The organism is Nitrospirillum amazonense, assembly GCF_007828045.1.
Taxonomy (GTDB): domain Bacteria; phylum Pseudomonadota; class Alphaproteobacteria; order Azospirillales; family Azospirillaceae; genus Nitrospirillum; species Nitrospirillum amazonense_C.
The window spans coordinates 328,704-353,060 of sequence record NZ_VITN01000001.1; the positions used below are offsets into that span (position 1 = coordinate 328,704).

The 24,357-nt window shown below is 66.0% G+C and carries 14 protein-coding genes and 1 riboswitch; of the genes, 7 read left to right on the plus strand and 7 right to left on the minus strand.

The features are described from left to right. Positions 1-250: 250 nt before the first annotated feature. The gene (locus tag FBZ89_RS01270; protein WP_145748220.1) at positions 251-2,449 is read right to left on the minus strand and encodes a glycosyltransferase family protein; all 2,199 of its coding nucleotides are present in this window, start codon (positions 2,447-2,449) and stop codon (positions 251-253) included. A gap of 1,135 nt (positions 2,450-3,584) precedes the next feature. Between FBZ89_RS01270 and FBZ89_RS01275 the strand changes: the two genes are divergently transcribed. From FBZ89_RS01275 to FBZ89_RS01285, 3 genes are all read left to right on the plus strand, one after another. Further along, on the plus strand, positions 3,585-4,844 hold the full coding sequence (locus tag FBZ89_RS01275) for a replication initiation protein (protein WP_246171970.1): 1,260 nt from the start codon (positions 3,585-3,587) through the stop codon (positions 4,842-4,844). A gap of 155 nt (positions 4,845-4,999) precedes the next feature. Next, positions 5,000-5,986 (plus strand): AAA family ATPase, encoded by a 987-nt coding sequence (locus tag FBZ89_RS01280; RefSeq protein WP_281292001.1) that lies wholly within the window; start codon positions 5,000-5,002, stop codon positions 5,984-5,986. After that, positions 5,976-6,833, plus strand: coding sequence for a ParB/RepB/Spo0J family partition protein (locus FBZ89_RS01285; protein ID WP_186457127.1), 858 nt, complete (start codon positions 5,976-5,978; stop codon positions 6,831-6,833). The genes FBZ89_RS01280 and FBZ89_RS01285 overlap by 11 nt, the downstream gene beginning before the upstream one ends. Here the strand turns inward: FBZ89_RS01285 and FBZ89_RS01290 are convergent. The 6 genes from FBZ89_RS01290 to FBZ89_RS01315 form a co-directional block, all read right to left on the minus strand. After that, the gene (locus FBZ89_RS01290) at positions 6,830-8,212 is read right to left on the minus strand and encodes a voltage-gated chloride channel family protein (RefSeq protein WP_145748223.1); all 1,383 of its coding nucleotides are present in this window, start codon (positions 8,210-8,212) and stop codon (positions 6,830-6,832) included. The two genes, FBZ89_RS01285 and FBZ89_RS01290, sit on opposite strands and share 4 nt — an antisense overlap. Positions 8,213-8,291: 79 nt before the next feature. Further along, positions 8,292-8,371: riboswitch (Fluoride riboswitch) on the minus strand. A gap of 171 nt (positions 8,372-8,542) precedes the next feature. Then, positions 8,543-9,064, minus strand: coding sequence for a MarR family winged helix-turn-helix transcriptional regulator (locus tag FBZ89_RS01295; protein ID WP_145748224.1), 522 nt, complete (start codon positions 9,062-9,064; stop codon positions 8,543-8,545). A 256-nt stretch (positions 9,065-9,320) separates the two neighbouring features. Continuing rightward, positions 9,321-10,778: an aldehyde dehydrogenase gene (locus FBZ89_RS01300; RefSeq protein ID WP_145748225.1), complete on the minus strand. Its 1,458-nt coding sequence runs from the start codon at positions 10,776-10,778 to the stop codon at positions 9,321-9,323. 132 nt (positions 10,779-10,910) lie between these two features. After that, on the minus strand, positions 10,911-11,753 hold the full coding sequence (locus FBZ89_RS01305) for a p-hydroxycinnamoyl CoA hydratase/lyase (protein WP_145748226.1): 843 nt from the start codon (positions 11,751-11,753) through the stop codon (positions 10,911-10,913). Positions 11,754-11,925: 172 nt separating this feature from the next. Beyond that, complete coding sequence (locus tag FBZ89_RS01310) at positions 11,926-15,786, minus strand: two-component regulator propeller domain-containing protein (protein WP_186457128.1); 3,861 nt, start codon at positions 15,784-15,786, stop codon at positions 11,926-11,928. Positions 15,787-15,944: 158 nt separating this feature from the next. After that, on the minus strand, positions 15,945-17,345 hold the full coding sequence (locus tag FBZ89_RS01315) for an SAM-dependent methyltransferase (RefSeq protein WP_186457129.1): 1,401 nt from the start codon (positions 17,343-17,345) through the stop codon (positions 15,945-15,947). Between the two features lie 241 nt (positions 17,346-17,586). Between FBZ89_RS01315 and FBZ89_RS01320 the strand changes: the two genes are divergently transcribed. The 4 genes from FBZ89_RS01320 (at position 17,587) to FBZ89_RS01335 (ending at position 24,264) form a co-directional block, all read left to right on the plus strand. Beyond that, positions 17,587-19,281: an ABC transporter substrate-binding protein gene (locus tag FBZ89_RS01320; protein WP_186457130.1), complete on the plus strand. Its 1,695-nt coding sequence runs from the start codon at positions 17,587-17,589 to the stop codon at positions 19,279-19,281. Between the two features lie 211 nt (positions 19,282-19,492). Further along, the gene (locus FBZ89_RS01325) at positions 19,493-21,517 is read left to right on the plus strand and encodes a sensor histidine kinase (RefSeq protein WP_145748230.1); all 2,025 of its coding nucleotides are present in this window, start codon (positions 19,493-19,495) and stop codon (positions 21,515-21,517) included. A gap of 115 nt (positions 21,518-21,632) precedes the next feature. Continuing rightward, positions 21,633-21,881, plus strand: coding sequence for an Os1348 family NHLP clan protein (locus FBZ89_RS01330; protein WP_145748231.1), 249 nt, complete (start codon positions 21,633-21,635; stop codon positions 21,879-21,881). Positions 21,882-22,299: 418 nt separating this feature from the next. After that, complete coding sequence (locus tag FBZ89_RS01335; RefSeq protein WP_186457131.1) at positions 22,300-24,264, plus strand: RiPP maturation radical SAM C-methyltransferase; 1,965 nt, start codon at positions 22,300-22,302, stop codon at positions 24,262-24,264. Positions 24,265-24,357: the final 93 nt, after the last annotated feature.

Consider the following 24,357-nt stretch of genomic DNA (forward strand, 5'->3'; position numbering starts at 1 on the left):
GGTGTCCGCTTTTCACATTCCTGGATATGACTGGCCAGAAAATCCCGGCTATGCATCGTTAAAGGATGCGAAGAATGCAACTATGCATACATCAGGGTGACCCAGGAATCCATCAGCAAGCGCTGATTTCCGCATGTCGAGGGGTTTACTGCAATTTTACAACGGAAAATGGCCGCATCACGCCGGGGGCGGCGCCGCGGCATTCATTTGATACTGGCGGAGGCGGCCGCCCCCCTCGGGTGGCGGGCCTTTATGGGGCGTCGACGGCAGTCTCGTGCAGACCGCCCACAGCGGACCATTCCCCCCAGCCAGCCCCCTGATCCCGGAACACCAGTATCACGGCCTTGCCCATCGCCGCCTGGGGCAACTGGATCTCCAGGCCCGTCCATTGGGTGGAGAGCATCAGGGAATACCGGGCCAGCTCCGCGCCGGTGGCGGCATCCAGCAACACGATGGCCTGATTCTCGGCGTGCGGGCCGGTCACCACCGGGAAGGCGAGCCGAGGCTGGCTGGCCATGAACGGCCCAATCCGCAGCTCACCGACATTGCCGTCTGCGCCTCCCCACGACCCATAGACCACATCCCCACCGGGGAGCGGGCCCGCCGCTGGGTTCTGTCCATCCCGGGCCCAGCCGCCGGACAATTCCGGCGCCGACGGCAAGGGTATGTCGGCGCCCAGGGCCGAAAGCGGCACCAGCCGCGCGTGGCTTTCCGGAACCATCCTCTCGCCGATCTTGCAGACTCGGTGACCGGGCATCAGGCCATAGGCCTTGATCGGCGCGGTCATTCCACCCTTCAGGAAGCCCACCCAGCCCACCCGGCCGCTGCGCACCATGGGCATGACGGTGGGCACATCCGGGCGCGGCCAACCGCCGCCGGCATAGCCGACGATCCTGTTCGCGGCGTCGGTGAAAAGGACACGGGGAACAGCTTCGCGCCGCGTGACATTCCATGCCCAGCCGGTCACCGTCAGGCTGACTTGGTCGCCACGATCCGAGGATAGCACCTGCATGATATCGATGGCGCCCAGACACTGGTCCGCCGGAGCCGCGGCCAACCACGTCGGCGCCTGGCCCAACAGGCGGTTATCCGGATCGGCGAAGGACGACAGATGGTGGTCGCGCACGAAGGACAACTGGCTGAGGAGATAATCGTCCTCCGGATAGGCGAGGCGATAGCTCGGCTCGTCCCGAACCTCGCTGATGAAAGCGTCGCGCACCTTGGCGTTGTTCAGGGCTTGGGGGATTGCCTCCTGCCAGCCGCGCAGCTCTCCCTGAACTCCGCACCAGGCCAGCAGCGCCACCAGCGCCATGCCGGCCAGCGCCATCCCCACACCCAGGGGATCACGCAGACGCCGCAGGGGCGCCCAATAGAAGATGTGCCCCACCCAGAAAACGGAAACCGGCGTCAGATAGCGTCCGGAGTAGGCCTGCTCCAGCCCGAAGGTGATGCGGCCCAGGGCGGTCAGCATGGCGGTGCCCAGAACGAACAGGATGATGGCCAGCAGGGCGATGCGGGCTGGCGCCTCTTCCCAATTGCGCAGGGTGCGCGCCAGCGCCGCGAGCGTCAGCACCAGGCCCGCCGCGCCCAGCAGGATGGACCAGCGGCTACGCGCCGGTTCCACTGCGCCCAGGCAGGTCATGAGGTTACCCAGATAGCCACTGACATAGCCGAGATATTCGATGGGGTGCGTCAGAGAATAAACGTAGGGCGAGTGCCCCGGCACAGGGTGGAAGTTCAGGAAATAGCTGAACGCCACCCCCACAGCCCACAGCGCGACGGTCAGGACGGCCATGCGCCCGGCCCGCAGGATCACAGCCATGGGAACCAGCAGGAACGCGGCCAGGATACCGTTGGACAGCGTGTACGTCGCCACTAGCGCCAGGAAGCAGGCCAAGCCGAGCAGGCCCAGGGACGCCCTGCCCCGCCGCGCCCGCTCAACGAAGCCGCTGAACACCAGGAACGCGGCGGTCGGCGCGGAAACCGCCCCGAAGAATTGGACCTGGAAGCCCCACAGGAAATTCTCGCGCTGCGACAGTGAGAACAGCAGGACGGCAGCCACACCCGACAGTCCGAGGAAAACGGCCCGGCTTCTTTCGATCTTCCTACCCAACACCAAGATGGCTGCCAGGGTCCCCGCCGGTATCAGGATGTTGACGGTCAGATTGACCGCGTTGGTGCAGTTCGCGAGCAGATAATCCAGGAAGAAGATCAGCCGCGGAAAGAATATGCGGTGCTCGTTATGCTGACTGAATAGGTCCTTGAACTGCAGATTGCCGTCGGCCAGCCGATGCGTGTATTGCAGATCGGACCATTGATCCCAGACAAGGGTAGCGCTTCCAAAGCGAACCACCGCCAGGATCGTCGTGGAAACGACGACGGCGGCAAGAACTAGAAGCGCCGCCACAATAAAGGACCGAATCACGAACCCAACACCCGCTGCCTTCATGGAATATCCCCGACGAAGACCGCTCGCCATGACTGACATATTTAATTCCGCCTGGGTGCTGGAACCGATAAACGCGGCCAACTTATCCAACACGCTGTCACAAAGTTCAAGCGCAGCGCGCCCTGGATGCACGCGCGGAGCACCCCGGCAGGGGAAGAGATGGCCGGACCGGTGCCGGGGTGGGCGCATCCTTACCCCTTGGGGGACGGTTTTTGGGGGTGCCCGTTTCCCTATTCTTACCGGCGGGGGGCGAGTCGCCCGTGGACAACCGACATTGTCCGGGACAGCCGGGCTTCCTTACGGGCCGGGGGCGTGCGACTCCCTGCGTTCGCGTCATTCATCCCCCAATCCTTACCGCCTGGGGGCGTGCCATCCCCGGAGTCGCGCCCTGACGGGGCATCGGGTCAATCCGGGCTCCACCTTCATAGGAGTTCATAAGGATTCCAGAGGGTTCACCCTCCTTCCCCGGCCTCGTTCGGCGACCAGACAGCCCTGGAGGGACCTTCCCCGCCCCCAGGCGGTAAGGATAATCCCTGGATGACCTCCCTAAGGAGTAAGGATGACGGCCCTCCCCGCCCCCAGGCGGTAAGGTTTTCCCCAGGCGGTAAGGATGGCGGGGCGCCGCCCTTTCGGAAGCGCCGCTCCTGATTCGGCCACAAGTAGCGACGCCCATCCTTACCTGACGAGTCGCGGCCCCATTGGGCACCCCTTGCCCATCGACGGCCTTGTCGGCCTTTTTGATCCCCAAATAATGGGTTGTTTTTAGGTGTTCCCTTTCAAAAAGGATTCTAGGACGCGCAAGCCCTGGCAAGCTCTGGGTTTTTGGGGCCCTATGCTTACCAGCCGGGGGCGGCATCCCTACGGGTGGGGGCGAGTCGGCTATCGCCCCAGGGCGTAAGGGTCGGGTCCCATTTCGCCCCCAGGGAGTAAGGAGTTGGCAAATCAGGGCTTTCCACCCTTTCCTTACTTGCGATCCATGTAAGGAAGACCCTACAGTGCCGCCATTCGTTCACAGGATGATGGCATGCCGCGCAAAAGCGATAAACCGGTCTTGAGGCCCTCGGTTTCCATGCCGGCGGGGCCTGCGGCTGACCGCTTGGTGTCGCCCACAATGGCCACGACCAGGGATGCCCTCATGCCCTATCGGCCACAGGACGTGGCGGGACCGGGCATCGTCATCGACATGGACGGCGGCATGGACACCTCCGTCCCGGTGCTGGCGGAGGAGAACGCGCTGGGCCTGACGGCCAAGGTGGCGGCGGCGACGTTCGAGCGGGATGGCTACAAGCATCTGATCAAGGCGGCGGAGGCGGTCTACTCCTACCCCGCCAACGGCTCACGCCTGTCCCTGCCGGCGCAGAAGATGCTGAACTTCATGATCCACCTGGCCGGCAGCCAGAACTTCGCCAACAAGCTCTACCGCCTGCCCAAGAAGGTCGTGCGCGGCAACCACAAGGGCAACGAGCGCATCTTCGACGCGGTGAAGGAGATCTACGAGTCCAGCCTGGTGGTCATCGGCCCCTTCCGCGGCCGCCGGTCCCGCGCCGAGCTGCGCATCCTCAGCAGTTACGTCCGGCCGGAGGAGGAGATCGAGAGCGACAGCGCCGACATCCACTTCCAGTTCACCGACGCCTTCCTGGAACTGCAGCGTGCGTCCAAGCTGTGGGCGCGGCTATCGGGCCCAGCCATGGTGAAGGTCACCAGCACCTACGCGCTGAAACTCTATGAGATCGGCATGCAGCGCTACCAGATGGACTTTCCCTCCCTGGCGCTGGACATCGATACCCTGCGCCGCCTGCTGAACGTGCCGGAGGGGGCGTACAAGGACTTCGGCATTCTCCGCACCCGCACCATCGACCGCGCCATCGCCGAGGTGAACCAGCTGGCGCCCTTCCGCGTGGAAATGCCGGAGGCCAAGATGGTGCGCCGGGGCCGCAAGGTGGAGGAGGTCACGCTGGACTTCTTCGCCAAGGACGAGGATGAGGTGGCCGACACCTTCCTGGAACGGGAACGGCACAGTGTGGGCCGCCGGGCACGGCGCATCGGCAAGGTGGAGAAGCTGGAGCCGGCAGTGGTCGAGGCCACGCCCCTGCCCGACGCCGACGATGCCAACGCCCTGTGGGCCGCCGCCCGCCACGCGCTGCTGGCCAAGAACGTCCCCGCCCCCCTGCTGCGCGACCTGGAGGTGGAGCGCATCGAGGAGACGGCGCGGGGCGAACGCCGGCTGGTGCTGGTGGCCGGCCATCCCGCCACGGCGCAGACGGCCCGCATGAACCATGAGCCCAGCATCCGTAGCGTCCTGGTTTCGCTGACCTCTGGGTCCATCACCGGGGTGGAGATCGTCGCGCCCCCGCGCCGTAAGGATAAGGCTGCCGACCCTGCCCCCGTGGCGTAAGGATGTGATCGCGTCGATCATTGCGACACGGTGGTTGCGACGTCGCAACCGAGTTCGTGATGTTGACGCAACACAACGGATCATGTTGACGTTATCGGCCAGGCGACATTATTCTTGGGCCCAACATCTTGGGGCTCAAAACGGAAGGGACGGCCATGGATGGCGCCGCATTGCGGATCGCGCGGGAAGCGCGTGGTGAAACCCAGCAGACCTTCGCCGACTGGCTGAACGCCAGCCTGGGCCGCAAATACGATAAGGGCCGCGTCAGCCGCTGGGAAACCGGCGGGGAGAAGATCCCCCAGGCGGTCATCGACCTGCTGACCCCCCGCCGCCGTGCCCGCCAGACGGCCACCATCATCGCCCTGTCCAATCAAAAGGGCGGCGTGGGCAAGACCAGCGCCTCGGTCAACATTTGCGCCGCCCTGGCGGCCTTGGGCCAGCGGGTGCTGTTGGTGGATGCCGACCCACAGGCCAGCGCCACGGTGCACCTGGGCATCAGCCAGGCCGACATGTCGGAGGCGGGCAAGACCACCTATCACGTCATGCTGAAGGACCAGGCGACGGGCCAGGCGGCCGTGCCGGTGTGCGACGGCCGCTTCCACCTGCTGCCCAGCACCATCCTGCTGTCGGCGGCGGAGACGGAGCTGATCGCCGAGCCCATGGGCACCCTGGTGCTGCGGGAGCGGTTGGCCATGGTGCGCCGGGCCTATGACTACATCCTGATCGACTGCCCGCCCCACCTGGGCATGCTGACCCTGAACGCCCTGGCGGCGGCCGATGGCGTGCTGATTCCCGTGCAGACGGAGATGCTGGCCCTCATGGGCGTGCCCCTGCTGCTGGACACCATCAGCAAGGTGCGGCGGCGCGGCAACCCGGACCTCAGCGTCATCGGCATCCTGCCCACCATGTTCACCGCCCGCCACACCCAGGACCGCGCCACCCTGGCGGACCTGGAAGCCCGGTTCGGCGGCGCCATCCGCATCTTCACCCCCGTGCCGCGCGCCACCATCTTCCCCCAGTCCGTGGCCGCCGGGCAGCCCACCATCGATGTGGCATCGGACCCTGCAACCGTGGCACCTTTCCGCGAGGTTGCCCAAGCCCTGCTTGAGGCGGATGGAGAGGACGTCGCCCATGTCGCGTAAACTGGCCCGCAGCAATCCCGCCCTGGCGGCGACGGCGGCCAGCCTGTTGCCCGCCACGGCCAAGCCGCTGAACAAGCTGTACGGCACGTCGGAGGATTTTCCGGAACTGGTGGAACTGGACCTGGACCAGGTGCACCCCAACCCGGACCAGCCGCGTCGCCATTTCGATGAGGCGGCGCTGCGCGAGCTGGCCGACAGCATTGGCGCCCAGGGCCTGATCCAGCCCATCGTCGTGCGCAAGCGGGCGGAGGGCGGCTACCTGATCGCCGCCGGTGAACGCCGCTGGCGCGCCCACCGCCTGCTGGGCAAGGCCACGATCTTCGCCATCGTGACCCAGGGTGGGGTCGATGAGATCGCGCTGATCGAAAACCTGCAGCGCCAGGACCTGGACACGCTGGAGGTGGCCTGGGGCCTGAGCCGCCTGGGGGAGACCCATCGCTACACCCAGGACCAGCTGGCCGGCGCCGTGGGGCTCAGCAAGTCCGAAGTTTCGCGCCTGCTGGCCCTGGTGCGCCTGCCGGACAGTATCCTGGCGGAATATCCCGAGTACCGCGACCAGGTGAGCAAGAGCCACCTGTTCATCCTGGCGGATGCCGAGGATGACGCCGCCCGCCATCGCCTGTGGGGGTTGATCAAGGGGGGCGCCACCATCAAGGCCTTGCGCGCCGCCAACAAGCCGGCCGAGGCGGCTGTGCCGGCGCCCAAGGTGACCCCGGCCGCCGGCCGCCTGATCACGCGCATGGAGCGGGACTTGGCGCAGGTGTCGGCCGGCCCCAACGGCCTGGCGGCCAAGGACCGTGAGCGGCTGGAGAAGCTGCGCCAGCGGCTGGACGAAATCCTCCGCTAATTGCGACGTCGCAATCGGCGCTTCAGCAGCACCCGGATTTGACGATGCAGGGTGAGGGGGGCTGGCGGCAGGTCGCGCGCCTGCCGCAACGTGCCCCCAGGCGGTAAGGATGAGGCCAGTCGAGCCTTGGGTACGCTGATGCGCTGTGACAGGTAGATGCCGGAGTGGCCGCTGAAGGCGTAGGCGACGAAGCAGGCGACGGCGATGTAAGGGGTGTGCGCGGCGCCGAACAACTCTATCCCCATCAGGGTGCAAGCCAGGGGCGTGTTGGCCGCGGCGGCGAACAACCCCACGAAGCCCAGGCCGGCCAGCAGGTCCGTTGGGGCATCCATTATGCCCGCCAAGGCGTGGCCCAAGGCGGCACCGATGAAAAACAGCGGCGTAACCTCGCCACCCTTGAAGCCCGTGGCCAGCGTGGTGATGGTGAACAGCGCCTTCCACAGCCAACTGAACGGGTGATAGGGCGCGGCCTGGAATAGGCCGGGCAGGGTGATCGCTCCCGGATCGGCCGACCAGACGCCCAGACCCAGATAGTCGCGCGTGCCCAGGATGTGGACATAGGCGATCAGCAGCAGGCCGCCCAGGACGGGCCGTAGCAGGGGCTGGGGGCAGAGGCGGCGCACCAGCGCCGCCGCGCTGTGCGAGACCTCGGAAAAGACCAGGCCGCCCAGGCCGAAGATCACCGCCGCCAGGGTCACCTTGGCCAGCAGCCAGCCTTGCAGGTGAAAACCGCCATTGCCGATGGCGATGATGTAGGCCGTATGCTCGATGCCCCAGGCGTGGCAGGTCCAGTCGCCGACCAAGGCCGCGATCAGGCAGGGCAGTAGCGCCTCATAGCGCACCTGACCCAAGCTCAGCACCTCCAGCGCGAAGATGGCGCCGGCGATGGGCGTGCCAAACACCGCGCCAAATCCGGCGGCCACGCCGGCCATCAGTACCAGGCGGCTATCGGCGGGGGAGAGTTTCATCAGGCGGGTAAAGCCGCTGGCCAGGCTGCCACCCAGTTGCACCGCCGTGCCCTCGCGGCCCGCTGAGCCGCCGAAGAGGTGGGTGACGACGGTGGCGGCCAGGATCAGCGGCGCCATGCGCAGGGGCACGCCGGCGCCGGGTTCGTGGATCTGGTCCACGATCAGGTTGTTGCCGCCGTCGGCCCGACCGCCGAAACGGCTATAGACCCAGACGATGGCGATGCCGGCCAAGGGCAGGGCGTAAAGCAGGGCGGGGTGGTCGAAGCGGGCCTGGGTGGCCCGGTCCAGACCCCACAGGAATAGGGCGCAGGCGCTGCCGATCAGGGCGGCGACGGGGGCTGTCAGGCATAGCCATTTCAACAGGGCGCGCGTCTGCGCGGCCCACGAGGCCAACAGGCGACGGGGGATCATGGAGAGGAACCCGGAGCTGATGAAGTAAGGATAGGGCGCGGACACTGCGGACAGACTCCAACCATCAGGTGGCGAAACACCGAAGGTAGGAATCATCAGCCCCGGACGGGGCGGTTCGGCCGCGAGGCGGCCAGGCAGAAATCCATTGCCGGAATCAGCTATGACGGATGCCGGCGCCCGCTGTCAACGGTCTGCCGCGCAGCGCTGGCGCGCACCGGGGTCACGGAGAATATCGAATCGCGCGCAAGAAGCCGATTCGTTGGCTCTTGGTGATAAGAAAGAAAGCTAAGCAACGGTTAGTTTTCGTGATGGACCGAGTCGCGTACGCCTTTACAGGGTGCGGATTTTGTTCAACAGGGCCAGCAGCTGGGTCTGCTCATCCGCCGTCAGCACGGCGGACACCTTGGCCTCCTGCTCTTCCACCAGGCCCTCGGCCTGGGCCAGTAGGTCCAATCCGGCGTCCGACAGGCTCAGCATCTGCACCCGGCGGTCCTGCCGGCCGCGCACGCGCTTCAGCAGGCCGCGATTGGCCAGGCGGTCGACCAGGTGGGCCATGTTGGGCGGGGCGATTTCCAGCACCTCGCCCGCCTGGCGCTGGTTCACGCCCTTGTTCACGCTCACCAGGCTCAGGAGCGAGAATTCCGCCAAGGTCAGCTGGCAGGGGGCGAGATGCTCCAGCACAAGGCGCCGCACCAGGGTTTCCGCCCGCGACAGGTTGAAGCCGACGAACCGCTCCAGCTTTGAACAGTCCAGCGCCGTTTCCGCCTTGGCCGTGGCGGACAGGGACTCGTCGCGGCCCTCCTCGGCTATCAGCACATCGGCGGCGGGCGTGGTGTTCTTCAGGGCCGGCATGGGAGCGGTCTCAAAAAAAGCGGTGCGGGTGTGGAAGGGTAGGACGGATGATCGGTTCAGGCCCTTATATCAGCCGGGGCGGCGGGGCCAATAGCGTTGGTGCCCATGGCGTTGATGGAAGTATCCCGGTAATTGTCCTGGTCGTCCAGGGGAACCGCCGCTCGTCGAGCGTCACCCGCATGGCACGGGCGGGGGATCGGCCGGGAAGGGACCGGCCATCCCCCAAGCGGTAAGGGTGGCCGGTTTTCGAGACCCCTCAGATCGGGTAGTGGCGGGGGCCGGTCTGGATGGTGACCCAGCGCAGCTCTGTGAACTCGGCGACACCCCATTTGCCGCCGAAGCGGCCGTAGCCGCTGCTTTTCACGCCGCCGAAGGGCATCTGCGCCTCATCATGCACGGTGGGGCCGTTGATATGGCAGATGCCGGACTCGATGCGTTGCGCCACCGTCAGCGCGCGGGCGACGTCGCGGCTGAACACGGCGGCCGACAGGCCATACTCGCTGTCGTTGGCCACGCGGATGGCCTCCTCGTCACCATCGACGCGCATGACCGCGACCACGGGCCCAAAGGATTCCTCGGCATAGAGCTTCATCTCACGCGTGACACCGTCCACCACGGTGGCCTGCATGATGGCGCCATCGACCGTTCCGCCGGCGGCGATGCGGGCCCCCTTGGCCACGGCGTCGTCCAGCAGCGCCTTGATGCGCTGCCCGGCCTGGGCGTTCACCAAGGCGCCCAGGATGGACCCCGGGGCGGACGGGTCGCCGGCGATCAGGGTGCGGGCCTTGGCCGCCAGCTTGTCCACGAAGGCGTCGGCGACGCGGGCGTCCACCACCAGCCGCTCCGTCGACATGCAGATCTGGCCTTGGTTGAAGAAGCCGCCGAAGGCGGCGGCGGCAACCGCCGCATCCAGGTCGGCATCGTGCAGCACCAGCAGCGGCGCCTTGCCACCCAACTCCAGCAGGGCGGGCTTCAGATGCTTGGCCGCCAGCTGGGCGACGATGCGGCCCACGCCGGTGGAGCCGGTGAAATTCACCCGCCGCACGGCCGGATTGGCGATCAAGCGTTCCACGATGGCCGGCGCGTCGGCGGGGGCGTTGGTGATGACGTTGACGACCCCGTCACCCAGGCCGGCCTCGGTCAGGATCTGGCCGATCAGGCGATGGGTGGCCGGGCATTGCTCGCTGGCCTTCAGCACCACGGTGTTGCCGCAGGCCAGCGGCGTGGCGATGGCCCGCGTCCCCAGGATGACGGGGGCGTTCCAAGGGGCGATGCCCAGCACCACGCCGCAGGGCTGGCGCAGGGCCATGGCCAGACTGCCGGGCACGTTGCTGGGGATGACCTCGCCATTGATCTGGGTGGTCATGGCCGCCGCCTCGCGCAGCATGTTGGCGGCCAGCATGGCGTTGAAGCCGTACCAGTTGGGCATGCCGCCGATTTCCGCGGCGCCGATGGCGATGAAATCCGCCGTGCGGGCATCCATCAGGTCGGCGGCCTCCAGCAGGCGCTGGCGCCGCTCTCCGGGGCTGAGCGCTGCCCAGGCGGGGAAGGCGGCCTGGGCCGCGGCCACGGCGGCGTCGGCATCGGCCGGGGTGGCCGCCGCGGCGGTGGTCACGACCTTGCCGCTGACGGGGTTGGCACGGGTGAAGGTGGTGCCGCCGGCGGCGGGCACGTCGCGTCCGCCGATCAGCAGGCCGATGGTGGTGGTGGTCATCGGGACCCTCCCTGGGGTTTTATCGTTGTCTCCGGCCGCCGTCGCTGTTCCCCCAGGACGTAAGGATAACGTCCCGGGAACTGGACGGCGGCGCTTATCCTTACCGCCTGGGGGCATACAGGCCCCCGCCTCTCAAGAGCCGCGCTTGTAGGTCTGCAGACCGGGTTTGATGCTCTTGTCGTCCAGGAATTGCTTCAGGCCCTGTTCCCGGCCCTTTTCCGGGTCGCGCAGCTGGGCCTGGTCCAGCTTGGCATACAGGTAGTCTTCATTCTGCTCCCACGTCAGTTCGCGACAGCGCTTGAAGCCGTGCTTGGCGGCGCGCAGCACCACAGGGTTCTTGGCCAGCAGGACCTGGGCCAGCTTGGTGACCTCATCGCGCAGCTGGTCGCGCGGCACGCTCTTGTTCACCAGGCCCATCCGGGCCGCCTCCTGGCCGGTGAACGTTTCGCCCGTCATGATCAGGTGCAGGGCGGCGCGGTGGCCGATGGTGTCGGCCAGGGCCTTGCTGACCAGGTTGCCCGGCGGGATGCCCCAGTTGATCTCCGACAGGCCGAACACCGCCTCGTCGGCGCAGATGGCCAGATCACAAGCCACCAGGGGGGAGAAGGCGCCGCCGAAGCACCAGCCGTTGACCATGGCGATGGTCGGCTTGGAATACATGCGCAGCAGCCGCCATTGCCAGGTCGAGGCCTCGCGGCGCACCTTTTCCTGCAGGATTTCCGGGCCGGCGTCGGTCTCACGGAAATATTCCTTCAGGTCCATGCCCGCCGTCCAGGCGTCGCCGGCACCGGTCAGCACCACCACCTGCGCGTCCGCATCCAGTTCCAGCGTTTCCAGCACATCGACCATGTCCCGGTTCAGGGTCGGGCTCATGGCGTTGCGCTTGTCCGGCCGATTGAGGGTGACCCAGGCGATACCGTCCACGACATCGACCAGAACGGTCTTCCAGCGATCCGCATATTTGGACTGGGACATGGGCCTCGGGGCCTCCTCAACGGCATTTCCTTCAAGGGCCGGTTCACGGCCGGTGATTAACTTATATACAATAACTATTATGGGTGCAATAGATCGCGCGCGGCATCCGTATTTGCGACGTCGCAAATGCCGGCCGGCGGGACGGTTGGACGCGGAATCCGGCCGTCAGGGATCAGGCACGAAAGGCGCGCAGCCGGTCGGCCGCGGTGGCGCTCAAGCTGGCGCCGATCATCGACGGGATGACCAGGGTGACGGTGGTGCCCTGGCCCAGCACGCTGTCGATCGTCAGGTTGCCCTTCAGCCGTTGGGTCACGTGGTTGTAGGCCACGTGCAGGCCCAGGCCGGGATGGCCGCGGCCGCGGGCGGTGGTGAAGAAGGGATCCAGGATGTGGGGCAGCACCTCGGCGGGAATGCCCCGCCCGTTGTCGGTCACGGAAATCAGCACCACGCCGCCCTCGGCCGAGGCGGTGACCGTCACATGGCCATGGGCGCCGGGATCGAAGGCATGGTCGGCGGTATTGGCCAGGATGTGCGTCAGAGCGTTGACCAGTGATTCCGGCGCCGTGGGCACCACCAGGCCATAGGGCACGTCCACTGTCAGCTCGATGGCGCCTTGGGCCAGGGCGGTCCGCGCCACGTTGGCCACATCGGTAAGCAGGGTGGACAGGTCGACCTCCGTCACCTTGCTTTCGCCGTCCTCCGCCGCGATGGCGGTGAAGCTCTTCACCAGGGCCGCCGTGCGCTTGGTGTTTCGTTCCACCAGGTCGGCCAGGTCGGACCATTCCTCCAGCCCGGTTTCCAGGGCGTTGCGGGTCAGCTTGCCCTGGGCGATGTTGTCGCGCACATCCTCCAGGCTGCCGCGCAGGCTGCCGGCGGCCGTCAGCACCACGCCCAGGGGGGTGTTGACCTCATGCGCCACGCCGGCCACCAGGCGGCCCAGCGAGGCCATCTTTTCCTGCTGGATCAGCTTGGACTGGGTGGTGCGCAGATCCGCCAGGGCCTGGGCGGTTTCCATCCAGGCGGTTTCGGCGCGGCGGTAGGATTCCGCGTTTTCCAGGGCGATGGCGCTATAGGCGCACAGCGTGCGGAAGATCATCTGCTCCCGGTCGCCATAGGCATGGTCGGCGACCACCACCAGCACGCCCAGCACGCGGTTTTCCACCACCAGCGGATAGGCCAGCGCCACACCGTCCTCCACCGTCTCCGTCAGCTCCTGCCGGCTTTGCGCCGCGCGGGCGGGCAGGGAGTGGGGATCATCCAGGTAGACCGGCTCGACGGCGCTGCCGTCGGCGGTGGCGGGTTCCAGGTATGATCCCTGCAGGCGGTACAGCACCAGGCGGTGGCCGGTCAGCAGCTCACCCACATAGCGCTTCAGCGTGCTCAGCACCGCGTCCAGGATCAGCGTGGCGGTGATGTCCTGCCCCGCGTCACCCAGGCGGCGTAGGATGGCGGCGGACTGGGTCAGGGCGGCGTTGGCCTCCGTCAGTTCCACCGTGCGCTGCGCGACCACGGCCTCCAGCTCCTGCTGGCGGCGGCGCAGGATGGCGGTGCGGCCCCGAACGAGCAGGCCGACGGCCCCGGCCAGGGCGACGATGCCCAGCATCTGCGCCCACCAGGTCTGGTACCAGGCGGGCAGGATGGCCAGCGGCACCGTCAGCTCCGCCGTCGACCATTGGCCGCTGCGGTTGCTGCCGCGCACCCGCAGGGTGTAGTTGCCGGGCGGCAGGTTGGTATAGGCGATCTGCCGCCAATTGCCGTCGATCTCCAGCCAGTCCCGGTCCAACCCTTCCAGCTTGTAGGCGTAGCGGTTGCGTTCCGGGGCGGAGAAGTCCAGCGAGGCGACCTCCAGGCGGAAGCCGTGGTCGTCCGGATGGATCGTCAGGGGCGTGGTGGCGTGGGCCACCTGCGACCCCGGAATCTGCCGTCGGCCGATATAGGCCTGGGTCACCACCACTGGCGGCACATAGGTCCAGTCCGCCAGCAGGCGCGGGTGGATCAGGGTGACGCCGTCCTCCGCCCCGAACAGGATTTCACCGTTGGGGCCCTTGGCGACGGATGTGGACCAGTGGGTGGTCAGCCACACGCCGTCCGACCGCTGGAAGGGGCGGATGGCCATGGTGATGGGATCGATACGCACGACCCCGGTATCGGTGGACACCCAGATGAAGCCGTCCTCATCCTGTGCCACGGCGTTGGCGGTGGCCAGCAAGGGCTCCACGTCGCTGGCCAGGAACTTCACTGCCCGCCGGCCGTTGGCGTCCGGCTTGCCGATCATGGCGACACCCTGGCCGTAGATGGTGGCCCATAGCCGGCCCTGGCGGTCGGTGGCCAGCGACGCGATGTTGTGGCTGGTCAGGGTGGTGGGGTTGCCGCTGTCCAGGTCGATCTTCTGGACCGTGCCGTTATCGATGCCGGCCAGGTACAGGCCACTGTAGGTGCCGATCCATAGGCCATGGTCATCCGCCAGTTGCAGCACCGTGATGCGCTGATCCTGCAGGCCCCCGGTACCCTGGCCCAGCGGGCGGGCGGTTCCCGTGGCGGGATTGTAGGCCCAGACGCCGACGTTGGAATCGCCGATCCACAGCTGTGTCCCATCCCACTGCAGGCTGGAGATGTTCAGGGCGGCATCCAGCCCCGGCACCCGTGTCAGATGCACGGCCCCGGCGCTGAGGTCGGTGCGGTACAGGCCGTCGCGGGTGCCGATCCACACCGTGCCGTTCTGCTGAACCGCGAAGGATCGTGCCACCTTGGCCGGCAGGGCGTGTTCGGGGTTGCCGGGGTCGGAGGCCAGGTGGGAAACCAGTTGCCCCGAAGCGTCCAGGACATCGACACCGCCCCGGCCGCGACCCAGCCACAGCTTCCCGTCCGGCGTGACCATCAGCGAATGGGCGCTGCGGTCTTCCGTCTGGGGGGTGGAGGAGATGGGGGTGAGGAAGCGGAAAGCCTGGGCAGAGGGATCGAAGCGGCACAGGCCGGGATAGGTTCCCACCCAGACCAGGCCCGCCTTGTCCTTGTACAGCGACAGGATGTTGTCGTTCAGCAGGCTGTCCGGAACCGTGCGGTTGCGTTTGATGGCTTTGGCGCCGCCGCTGGCCAAATCCACCTCCAGCAGGCCATCGCCCATGGTGCCGACCCAGAAGACGTCGGGTTGCACCTCGAGGATGGCCTTGACCCAGTCGCCGGCCACGCCGGTGAAAGGTGCCGGCACGGTCTGGAACTGTGGGTCGCCCGCCTTATCAACCTGAAGCAGCAGCACGCCGTGGCGGCTGGTGCCCAGCCACAGGCGGCCGCGGCCATCTTCGTACAGGGTGGTGACGCCATCCATGGCCGCGGACCGCGGCAGGGTAAGGCTGCGAAATTCCGTCTGCCCCGGCGGCAGATAGGCCAGCCCGTTGGCCGTTCCCACCCACAGATATCCCAGATGGTCGCGCTTCAGCGCCTGGATCTTGTCGCCCACCACGCCGCCCGCCGGGTTGTCGGCGCCGTGCAGGTGCGTGGCCGGCTCCTGGTTGGCGGACAGGTGGTCAAGGCCGCCCTCGGTTCCCACCCACAGGCCGCCGGCGCCGTCATCCTCAATGCTTCGGACGTCGATATGGCTCATCGTGTCCAGCGGCACGCGCACGAACCGGTCGGTGGCGGCGTCATAGCGCACCAGCCCGGCGGCGCTGGTGCCTACCCACAACCGCCCTTGGACGTCGGTGTGCAGGGTACGGATGTTGCTGTCGGGCAGACCATAGGGCCCGGTGGCGCCGCCGCCATAGGATTTGAAGCGATAGCCATCGAAGCGCGCCAGGTCGCCGGCGGTGCCTACCCACAGAAAGCCCTCACGGTCCTGCTGGATGGCCGTGATGTATTCGATGCTTTTGCCTTTGTCTTCGTTGTACCGGGTGAACAGATCGATGACCGAATTACGCCACATCTCGGCGGCACGCGCCGGCGCGGCGGTGAGAATTGGTAAACAGACGGCGATCAGCACGCCAACGCGCCCGATTTTATTGAGCGATCTTCCAATTTCCTGAACGAAATTCAGCATGAGGCTCATCTTATACGTCAAACGGCGGCGTCAGGGTAATGACCGATCAGTCTGTCGCGATATGTGCCTCCCGGTAAAACGGGGCCTTGGCAAGCCGGGCCGGATACGGTGCCGTGCCCAGACTTTCTGCCAAGACCCCGCACTAATTTCACCTGCTTTTATTCTGCGGAGACGTTCTGGTCCTGAACATCTTCGACCGAAACGTTTTGATCCTGAACGTCCTCAACGGACACGTTCTGATCCTGGACATCTTCGGTCGAAACGTTTTGGTCCTGCACGTCCTCCGTGGAGACGTTCTGGTCCTGGACGTCTTCTGTGGAGACGTTTTGGTCCTGCACGTCTTCCGTGGAGACATTCTGGTCCTGGACGTCCTCGGTGGAGACGTTTTGGTCCTGCACGTCTTCCGTGGAGACGTTCTGATCCTGGACATCCTCGGTCGAAACGTTCTGGTCCTGAACCTCTTCGACGGCGGCGACCACCTTCACCGGCGTTGCCGGCTTGGCGAAGGCGGCCAGCCAGCGCTGCTCATCGGCGTTCAGCGCGCCGAAGCTGGTGACATAGCGCACCGGATCGGCACGGAAGGACTGGGCCGCGTCGGGGTCCAGGGCGATCTGCTGCATGGCCTTGAAGTAGGCGTTGGACATCACCGGCGGGGTGGATGGCACCAGGGTGACGGGGGCGGACTCTGCCGCCGGCACGGGCAGGGGCTTGCCCACCATGGCGCTGATGCCCAGCCGCTCCGCCATGGCCATATCGTTGTCCAGGCTGTCCTTGGGCGGGATGTACAGGGTGCTGGCCTTGCTCAGCCGCTTCAGGTTGGCGGGGTCGCGGTACGCGCCCAGCTTCAGCCGGCGCAGCACGGGCTTCTGCCCCGGGCGGGTGGCGCCGACATAGTCCACGCAGGGGTGGTTCTCGCCATAGATCTCGATCAGGCGCTCGAACAGGATGGCGCGGCGCTCCAGGTTGTCGGTCACCGGGCGGAACAGGTCGCCCACCGGGCCCACCTGCATCAGCACGACGTGCCCGCTGGTCACCAGCGGCCGGTTGCGCAGCAGGAAGTCGGTGGCCTCCATGGCTTGGTAGCCGGACTGGCTGGGATCCACGCGCAGGTCGGCGAACAGGTAGTCCAGCGATGACACGCCCGGCAGCAGGCAGGTGTCATAACCCTCGGCCTTGGCGGTGGTCAGGGCCAGGCGGGCGGGGGCGACGTAGAAGCCCGGATGGCCGTAGAACACGCCGGTGACGCGGCGGCCGGACCGCACCTCGGCCACCATCACCTCGGCCATCTGCACATAGGTCAGGCTGCGGCGCTTGTCCGCGCCGTACAGGGTGGTGAGGTCGATGACGTTGGGGTTGAGGGCGTGCAGGTCGGCCAGCATCAGCGGGTCGCGGATGCAGTGGAACACGACGTCGGCATGGCGGATGTGGCCCTCGGCTTCACGGGTCAAATGACCCAGCGCCTGGATGCCGGTGCCCACAATGGCCAGGCTTCCGCTGGATTGTTTCGCTTTGGTTTCAGTCAGGATCGCTTGCGTATCGGCAATTCTGGTGTCCGGCATCACTACCCCCATCGGTTGAGTTTGTAGTTGGGCAGATAAGCTACCAGTCTACAATCAGAACGGGTAGATGGAATATGGCGTCCGGCCAGAATCCCCCTTCGCGCGGGGCCGTGACGGCCGGTGGACGGGGCCGTGATGGCCCATGTCAATGGTGCGTTAATGGACCTTTGCAATCGGGTGGAGAGTTGGACCATAGTGCCCGCGGGGGATGAGTGCTGACCTGCGGATCAGAGGGGCTTCGTTGTTCGATATCGGCATTTTCCGCGTGGGGCTGCGGCGTTCCTTCCTGACGTGCCTCTTCTCGGCTTGTTTCACCGCCTATGGCGGCGTTTGGTCTGTTCCGGTCTTGGCGGCGGAAAAGGTGGAGCATGTGGTGGCGACGGCGGTTGTCGGCAGTTGGCCCGTCGACTTGCACCCCCTGACCAGCGATGAATTGGGTCATGTGACCGTAAAGCGGTACATTACCCGACCGGTCCTGGAACAGGCACCCAGCGGGCCCGTGTGCATCTACTGCGTATCGATCCCCAGCGAGGCGGACGGCTCTCTACGCTTTCAGCGTGGCGCCGACGGCAAATGGGAAACGGTTGCCAGATATGTCCTGCGCCCGGATGCGAAGTGGGCGGATGGCGTGGCCGTCACTGCCACCGACGTGGGTTTCAGTTGGCAGGTGATGCGTAATTCCGGCGGCATCTCCGCCCCCCTCGATACCCGATCGACCGAAATCAAGGATATCCGCGTAATCGATACGCGGACGTTTGAGGTTGTGCATGACGGGATGTTATGTGGACCGCGCTTGACGGTTCCGCCCCTCGTGCCCAGCCATCTGGAACAGAAGATCTGGGCTGCGGATCCACAGCGGTATTTCGAACATTCCCTCTACAAGACCAAGCCTGAAACCCCGGGGCTCTACAGCGGGCCTTTTCGGCTTGTCAGAATGGCCGGTGGCACCCTGAAGTTGGCGCGCAACGCGTTCTGGCTGGGTCAGTCGCCGGCGTTCGATGGGGTGACGGTGGCGGTGGCGGCGAACAAGGTTGACCTGGAAAAGCTGGTTCGCGAAGGAAAGATCGATACGTTCACCACCCTCGAATTCGACGTCGGACGCAGCCTGGCCAAGGATTTGGCGGACAAGTACACGGCGTTTTACGCCCCGAGTGATTTCCTGGTCCACTTGCGGCCGAATTTCGATAATCCCGTCCTGGCCGATGTGCGCGTCCGTAAGGCGCTGATGTACGGCCTGGACCGCGAGGGGCTCGTCGCCTCGTTGCTGGATAACAAGGGAACGGTGGCGCAAAGCCTGCTGAGCCCCTTCATGCCCGGCTATGCCGTCGTGGATCGCTATACCTACAATCCGCAAAAGGCGGCCGCCCTGCTGGACGAGGCGGGATGGGTAAAGGGCAAGGATGGTCACCGCCGCAACACCACCGGCAAGCCCCTGCGGTTCGAGATACGGTATCGCCGTACCCAGCCATGGATCGACCTGACGCCACAGCTGGTGAAAGCGTGGGGGGCCTTGGGCGCTCAGGTGGACATGGTAGAGGACCCGCAGTTGACCGGTGACGCGGTCGATTCCCGGCAGCGCTATCCTGGTTTCGTGGGCTTCTCGGAATGGCTGCTGGGGGGTGTTGAGGTCGCCCGCTATTGGTATCATTCCGCCATGATCCCGTCGGCAGCCAACGGCTGGCAGGGGAGCAACTACTTTGGCATCAAGGTGCCGGCCTTCGACGCGGCCATGGATCGGCTTTTGACCGCAAGCTGCGCGGTCGAACCCCGTCAGGCGGCGTTGGTGGATTTGCAGAAGGCCTACGCCGAGGGTTTGCCGGCGCTGCCCTTGTGGTTCGGGACGGTCATCACCTTGTCCGATCACCGGCTGGAAGGTACCGTTGACGCTCGGACCTTCGCTGCCGCGCCTATCGAGAACTGGCGATTGCGGCCATAGGCGCGGTTTGCCAGAACCCCAGTGGACGGACATCGAATCTCCCGCGCGGTAGCAGTTTGTCCTGTGACGCAACTGCGGCGGGTGTTATCACCGTCGCTTGGCTGGAAGGGCTTCTTATGCACTTCGGACAGGTGGCGGATTGGGAGAGTTGGCGCAGGACAACAGGATAGACGGGTGGGGCCACCGTGCCGCCGCCCCTTCTCCGCGATTGATGGAGCGTATCCGGATCGGCTTGCGGATCCTGGTGCCGGTATTGGGCGCCGGCCTGCTGATGGTGGCCTTGTTCGGAACCGGGGAACGAACGCTCTATCGTCTCACCGGCGCCATTGATCAAATCGTCTATCGCAATCTCGCGGGCAGCGTCAGGCTGTCCGACATCAACACGCGCGTCCAGAGCGTCAACGCCCGTTTCAATCGTCTGTTGGCCGTAAAGTCCGCCGGGCGGCAAGCCATCGACGTTGATGCTGAATTGGCGGCGATTACCACCCAGGTCAACAGCCTGACCAATGATCTCCAGGCGTACCGTGACCTCTACGCCACCCCGGCGCAGCGGCCGCGCCTGGATGAGATCCTGCGCAACCTGTCCGACTATAAAAGTGCGGTGACCTGGGTGGGGTCGATGCTGGGCATCGACTTCGCCAGCACGGTCAGCTTCATTGAGCCCTTCGGCGAGGTGTTTGATCGTGTTCAGGTGGAACTGACGAGCATCGTCGCCGAAGCGGGCAAGGATGCCCAGCTTCAGGCGGTGGAGGCGACGCGCCAAGCGGAATCCACGGTCCGCACCTTCCTTTATTCCGCCGTCGCGGTAATGCTGGGCATCGCCTTGCTGGCCTGGTTGATCGGGCGGTACCAACAGCGCTTGCGCATCAGCTCCGAAATGTTGCGCCAGGAGGTGGAGGTTCGCACGGCGGAACTGCGCCAGGCCAATAACGATCTGGCGGTTTCGGCGGAGACCTTGCGGCAGCTGGGCGATGCGGGGCTGGCGCTCACGGCAACATTGGATTTGGCCGAGGTGCATGAGGCCCTGTACCGGCACCTTTCCGGGCTGATCCCCATGGACGCGTTCGGCATCGCGCGGCTATCCGGCGATGGTCGCGACATCGTCTTTGAACACTTCGTCCTGAATGGGCAGGTCTTACCGGCGTTTTCCCGGTCCACGCGCGATACGGCGGAGCCGGCGGTGCGTGCCCTGAAACTCGCGGCGGAGGTGCTGACGCTGGGGGACGACGTGGCCGCCTGGATGACCGGCATCGCGGGTTCGGCCGAGGGCAACCGGATGCGGTCGGCCATCTGGCGGCCGTTGGTGGTGTCAGGGCAGGTGCTGGGGCTGATCACGGCGCAAAGCCACGATATCGACGCTTATGGTCCCCGCACCCTGGAAATCTTGCGGTCGGCTTGCGCCTACGCGGCCATCGCCATCGCCAACGCGCGCTCCTATCGCGACTTGGAGGCCACCTTGTCGGAATTGCGCGCCGCGCAGGACAAGCTGGTGCAGCAGGAGAAGATGGCCTCCCTGGGCCGCTTGGTGGCAGGGGTGGCCCATGAGATCAACACTCCCCTGGGTGTGGTGCTCACCGCTGCCGGCAGCCTCTACGGCGGGGTGACCGACCTGCGCGACGCCATCGCCGGCGGCCGCCTGACGCGCGCGGCGCTGGAGCAAGGCATCGCCGAGTGGGCGGATCTGGCCACGGTGGTGGAGCGCAACGCCGTGCGCACGGCCGCGCTGGTCAAAAGCTTTTCCGCCGTCGCCGTCGATCAGGTGGATGGGCGGGTGCTGGAGACGGACCTTTCGGTCCTATTGTCGGATGTGGTGACACTTTTCCGCCCCGCACTGGATCGGGGCGCCATCCATCTCGACTTCGTGGTGACGGACGCCTTGGTGGTGCGGACGGTGGGGGAGTCGCTGACGGAGGCCCTGACCCGCATCTTGGCCAACACCATCGATCATGCCTTCCGTGCCAACCAGGACGGTCGCGTCGTGCTTTCGGCCACGGCGGCAGGCGACGGTGGTGCCGTCATCATCGTGGCGGATAATGGTGTCGGCATTCCGGCGGACGCGCTGGGCCATGTCTGCGATCCCTTCTTCACCACGGCGCGCGGCAGCGGCCATCCGGGCCTGGGCCTGCACGTGGCGTTTAATCAAGTGACGCAGCGGCTGAAGGGCTCGTTGGCGGTGGAAAGCGTTGAAGGCCAGGGCACCCGCGTGACGCTGCGTGTCCCATCTCTCGCCGGTTGATATTCCTTTTAGGGAATAGTAGCTTTCGGACGCATGGCGATTTTGCGTGCAATTACGATGCGCGCGATAATTTTGTGCTTCAATTCAATAACCCACACCAAATCCCAGGGGAATTATGACTCAATTTCTCACCGAGATGACGCCCGAGGATGTGCAGAAGGTTCTGGGCCGCGCCCTGCTGGAACCGGCATTCCGCAAGCAGCTGCTGGCCGATCCCAAGGGCACGCTGACCATCCTGGGCTTCAAGGCCTCGCCGGAAGCCCTCGCGTTTTTCGCTAAGCTGGGTGACCAGGCCTTCGGGGACGCCGCCGACGATTTGGCGGCCCACATCGCCGCCAATCCGCTGCCTGATGTTTGGTACTGATTACCCGAATTTATCCGATTACTCTCGTGTTCCAAGAAGTGAAGCCTGACGTTTTGTCAAATTGCCTGGTTCTCCATTTATCTACTAAATCAGGAGTTGGACATGAAAGATCGAGCGGAACTTTCAAAAGGCCTTTCCTTTGGACAAACGCGGGAGGTTTTGGCTTTCCCCGAGTCTGAGGCGAAGACGGCTTTCTTGCGGAACCTTGCTTGCCGGACGGTAGAGGAAAGCGACCTGGGGGTGATCTCCGCAGATTCCCCGCTTCCGTCCACTTGGTTCTAAACAACAAACTTTCCCCGGGATCGCCTTGATTGGCAGCTGCCCATCAACAGCGTGACTGAGGGAGGCATGGGTTGAGATGCCCCTTCGATCAAAGGTCGGAGGGGCATTATTTCTTCGGTCAAGAATCGGAATACGCATGGCCGACGGATCGGCAGTGAACGAACCCGGTGCCGGCCGCACCCTGCTGGTGGCCATGCCCGTCGCCGCCCTGCATTATCCCGTCATCGGCCTGTCGCTGCTGAAGGGCGCGCTGGCGCGGCGGGGGATGGCGGCGGATATCCGCCATTTCTACCTGGATTTCGCCGACTACATCGGCTTCGACGCCTACGCCGCGGTCGAGGACAGCCGCTATTTCCTGGCCATGGTGGGCGACTGGGTGTTCACCGGGGCCGCCCATGGCACGCCAGGGGGGGGCACGCCAGAGGGCGAGCCTTTCACCTTTCTGAACGGCCTGATCGCGGGGGAATACGGCCGCTATTTCGGGCCGCAGCGCCTGATGGGCATCCTGGCCGCGCGCAACAAGGCGGCGGGCTTCATCGAGCATTGCTTCGGCCAGGTCGATTGGTTGCGCTACGCCGTCGTCGGCTTCTCCACCTCTTTCCAGCAGACCATGGCGTCCCTGGCGCTGGCGCGGCGCATCAAGGCGGCGCATCCCCACATCCTGATCGTCTTCGGCGGCGCCAATTGCAGCGACGAGATGGGGGTGGAGTTGCACCGCCGCTATCCCTTCATCGACGTGGTCGTGGGGGGTGAGGCGGAGGAGGTGCTGCCCGACCTGGTGCGCCGCCACGGGATGGGGCTGGATCTGACCGGGCTGCCGGGCACCACCATCCGCGCCGCTGACGGGACGACCCTGCCGGCCACCGTGCCCGCCGGCATGATCACCGACATGGACAGCTTGCCGCCGCTGGACTACGCCGACTTCTACGCCGACCGCGCCCGCCTGCCGGCGGTGGCGGAACGTTTTCCCGCCTTCCCCCTTTTCGAAAGCGCCCGGGGCTGCTGGTGGGGGCAGAAGCACCATTGCACCTTCTGCGGCCTGAACGGCCTGGGCATGGCCTACCGCAGCAAGAGCCAGGACCGCGCCTATGCCGAGCTGACGGACGTGGCCGACCGCTATGGGCGCGAGATCATGGTGGTCGATAACATCCTGGACAGCCGCTACTTCGGCGACTTCCTGCCCCGCCTGGCGGCGCTGGACCGGCCGCTGCTGCTGCATTACGAGGTCAAGGCCAACCTACGTGCGGGCCAGTTGGCCCTGCTGGGACAGGCCGGGGTGCGCAAGATCCAACCGGGCGTGGAATCGCTCAGCACCCCGGTGCTGGCCCTGATGCGCAAGGGCACCACCCTGTTGCGCAACGTCCAGACCCTGCGCCTGGCGGCGGAGGCGGGCGTGCTGGTGGACTGGTCCCACCTCTATGGCTTCCCGGGGGAGACGGCGGCCCACTACCACGCGGCCGCCGCGGTGGTGCCCAAGATCACCCACCTGCATCCGCCCGGCGGCTTCCACCGGGTGCGCGCCGACCGCTTCAGTCCTTACTTCAACACGCCGGCGGCCTTCGGCGTCACCATCCGCCCCGTGCCAGGCTACAGCCACATCTTCCCCCACGATGAGGGCGGCATCGCGCGCCTGGCCTATCACTTCGACATGACGCCCGAGCGGCCGGACGCGGATTTGGCGGCTGGTCATGCCGCCCTGGCCGCTCAACTGGACCTATGGCGCCGGGGCGACGCGAAGCTGACCCTGACACCGGCCGCCGATGGCACGGCGGTGGTGGAGGATGGCCGGGGTGCCGCCTCCCGGCGGCACGCGCTGACTGCCGTCGCCACGGCGGTGCTGGATGCCTGCGCCGAAATCCAGGGTGCCGGCCCGCTGCTGAAGGCCCTGGCGCCCCGTTTCGGCGATGCCGCCGTCACGGCGGCGGTGGTGGAGCTGGAGGCGCTGGCCCTGCTGCTGCGCGAGGGGGACGAACTGTTGGCCCTGCCGTTGCGCCAGCCGGGCTTCGACCGCGCTCCGCGGCATGAGGAGATCCGCACCTCTTGGGGGCGGTCCTACTTCCATCACGCCCAGGCGGCGCGGATGCCGGAACCGGTCGCCTGACCTTGCCAAGAAGGCTGGCGTCGTCGTCTGTGGCGGGTTGAGAGGGATTTGCGGGAACGAATACCCTTACGCCCCGGGGGAAAGGCCCCCGGG

Bases quoted from the DNA above. Each gene is read 5' to 3' on its own strand.
- FBZ89_RS01270 (WP_145748220.1), bottom strand. From the start codon at position 2,449: ATGAAGGCAGCGGGTGTTGGGTTCGTGATTCGGTCCTTTATTGTGGCG.
- FBZ89_RS01275 (WP_246171970.1), top strand. From the start codon at position 3,585: ATGCCCTATCGGCCACAGGACGTGGCGGGACCGGGCATCGTCATCGAC.
- FBZ89_RS01280 (WP_281292001.1), top strand. From the start codon at position 5,000: ATGGATGGCGCCGCATTGCGGATCGCGCGGGAAGCGCGTGGTGAAACC.
- FBZ89_RS01285 (WP_186457127.1), top strand. From the start codon at position 5,976: ATGTCGCGTAAACTGGCCCGCAGCAATCCCGCCCTGGCGGCGACGGCG.
- FBZ89_RS01290 (WP_145748223.1), bottom strand. From the start codon at position 8,212: ATGATCCCCCGTCGCCTGTTGGCCTCGTGGGCCGCGCAGACGCGCGCC.
- FBZ89_RS01295 (WP_145748224.1), bottom strand. From the start codon at position 9,064: ATGCCGGCCCTGAAGAACACCACGCCCGCCGCCGATGTGCTGATAGCC.
- FBZ89_RS01300 (WP_145748225.1), bottom strand. From the start codon at position 10,778: ATGACCACCACCACCATCGGCCTGCTGATCGGCGGACGCGACGTGCCC.
- FBZ89_RS01305 (WP_145748226.1), bottom strand. From the start codon at position 11,753: ATGTCCCAGTCCAAATATGCGGATCGCTGGAAGACCGTTCTGGTCGAT.
- FBZ89_RS01310 (WP_186457128.1), bottom strand. From the start codon at position 15,786: ATGCTGAATTTCGTTCAGGAAATTGGAAGATCGCTCAATAAAATCGGG.
- FBZ89_RS01315 (WP_186457129.1), bottom strand. From the start codon at position 17,345: ATGCCGGACACCAGAATTGCCGATACGCAAGCGATCCTGACTGAAACC.
- FBZ89_RS01325 (WP_145748230.1), top strand. From the start codon at position 19,493: ATGGAGCGTATCCGGATCGGCTTGCGGATCCTGGTGCCGGTATTGGGC.
- FBZ89_RS01330 (WP_145748231.1), top strand. From the start codon at position 21,633: ATGACTCAATTTCTCACCGAGATGACGCCCGAGGATGTGCAGAAGGTT.
- FBZ89_RS01335 (WP_186457131.1), top strand. From the start codon at position 22,300: ATGGCCGACGGATCGGCAGTGAACGAACCCGGTGCCGGCCGCACCCTG.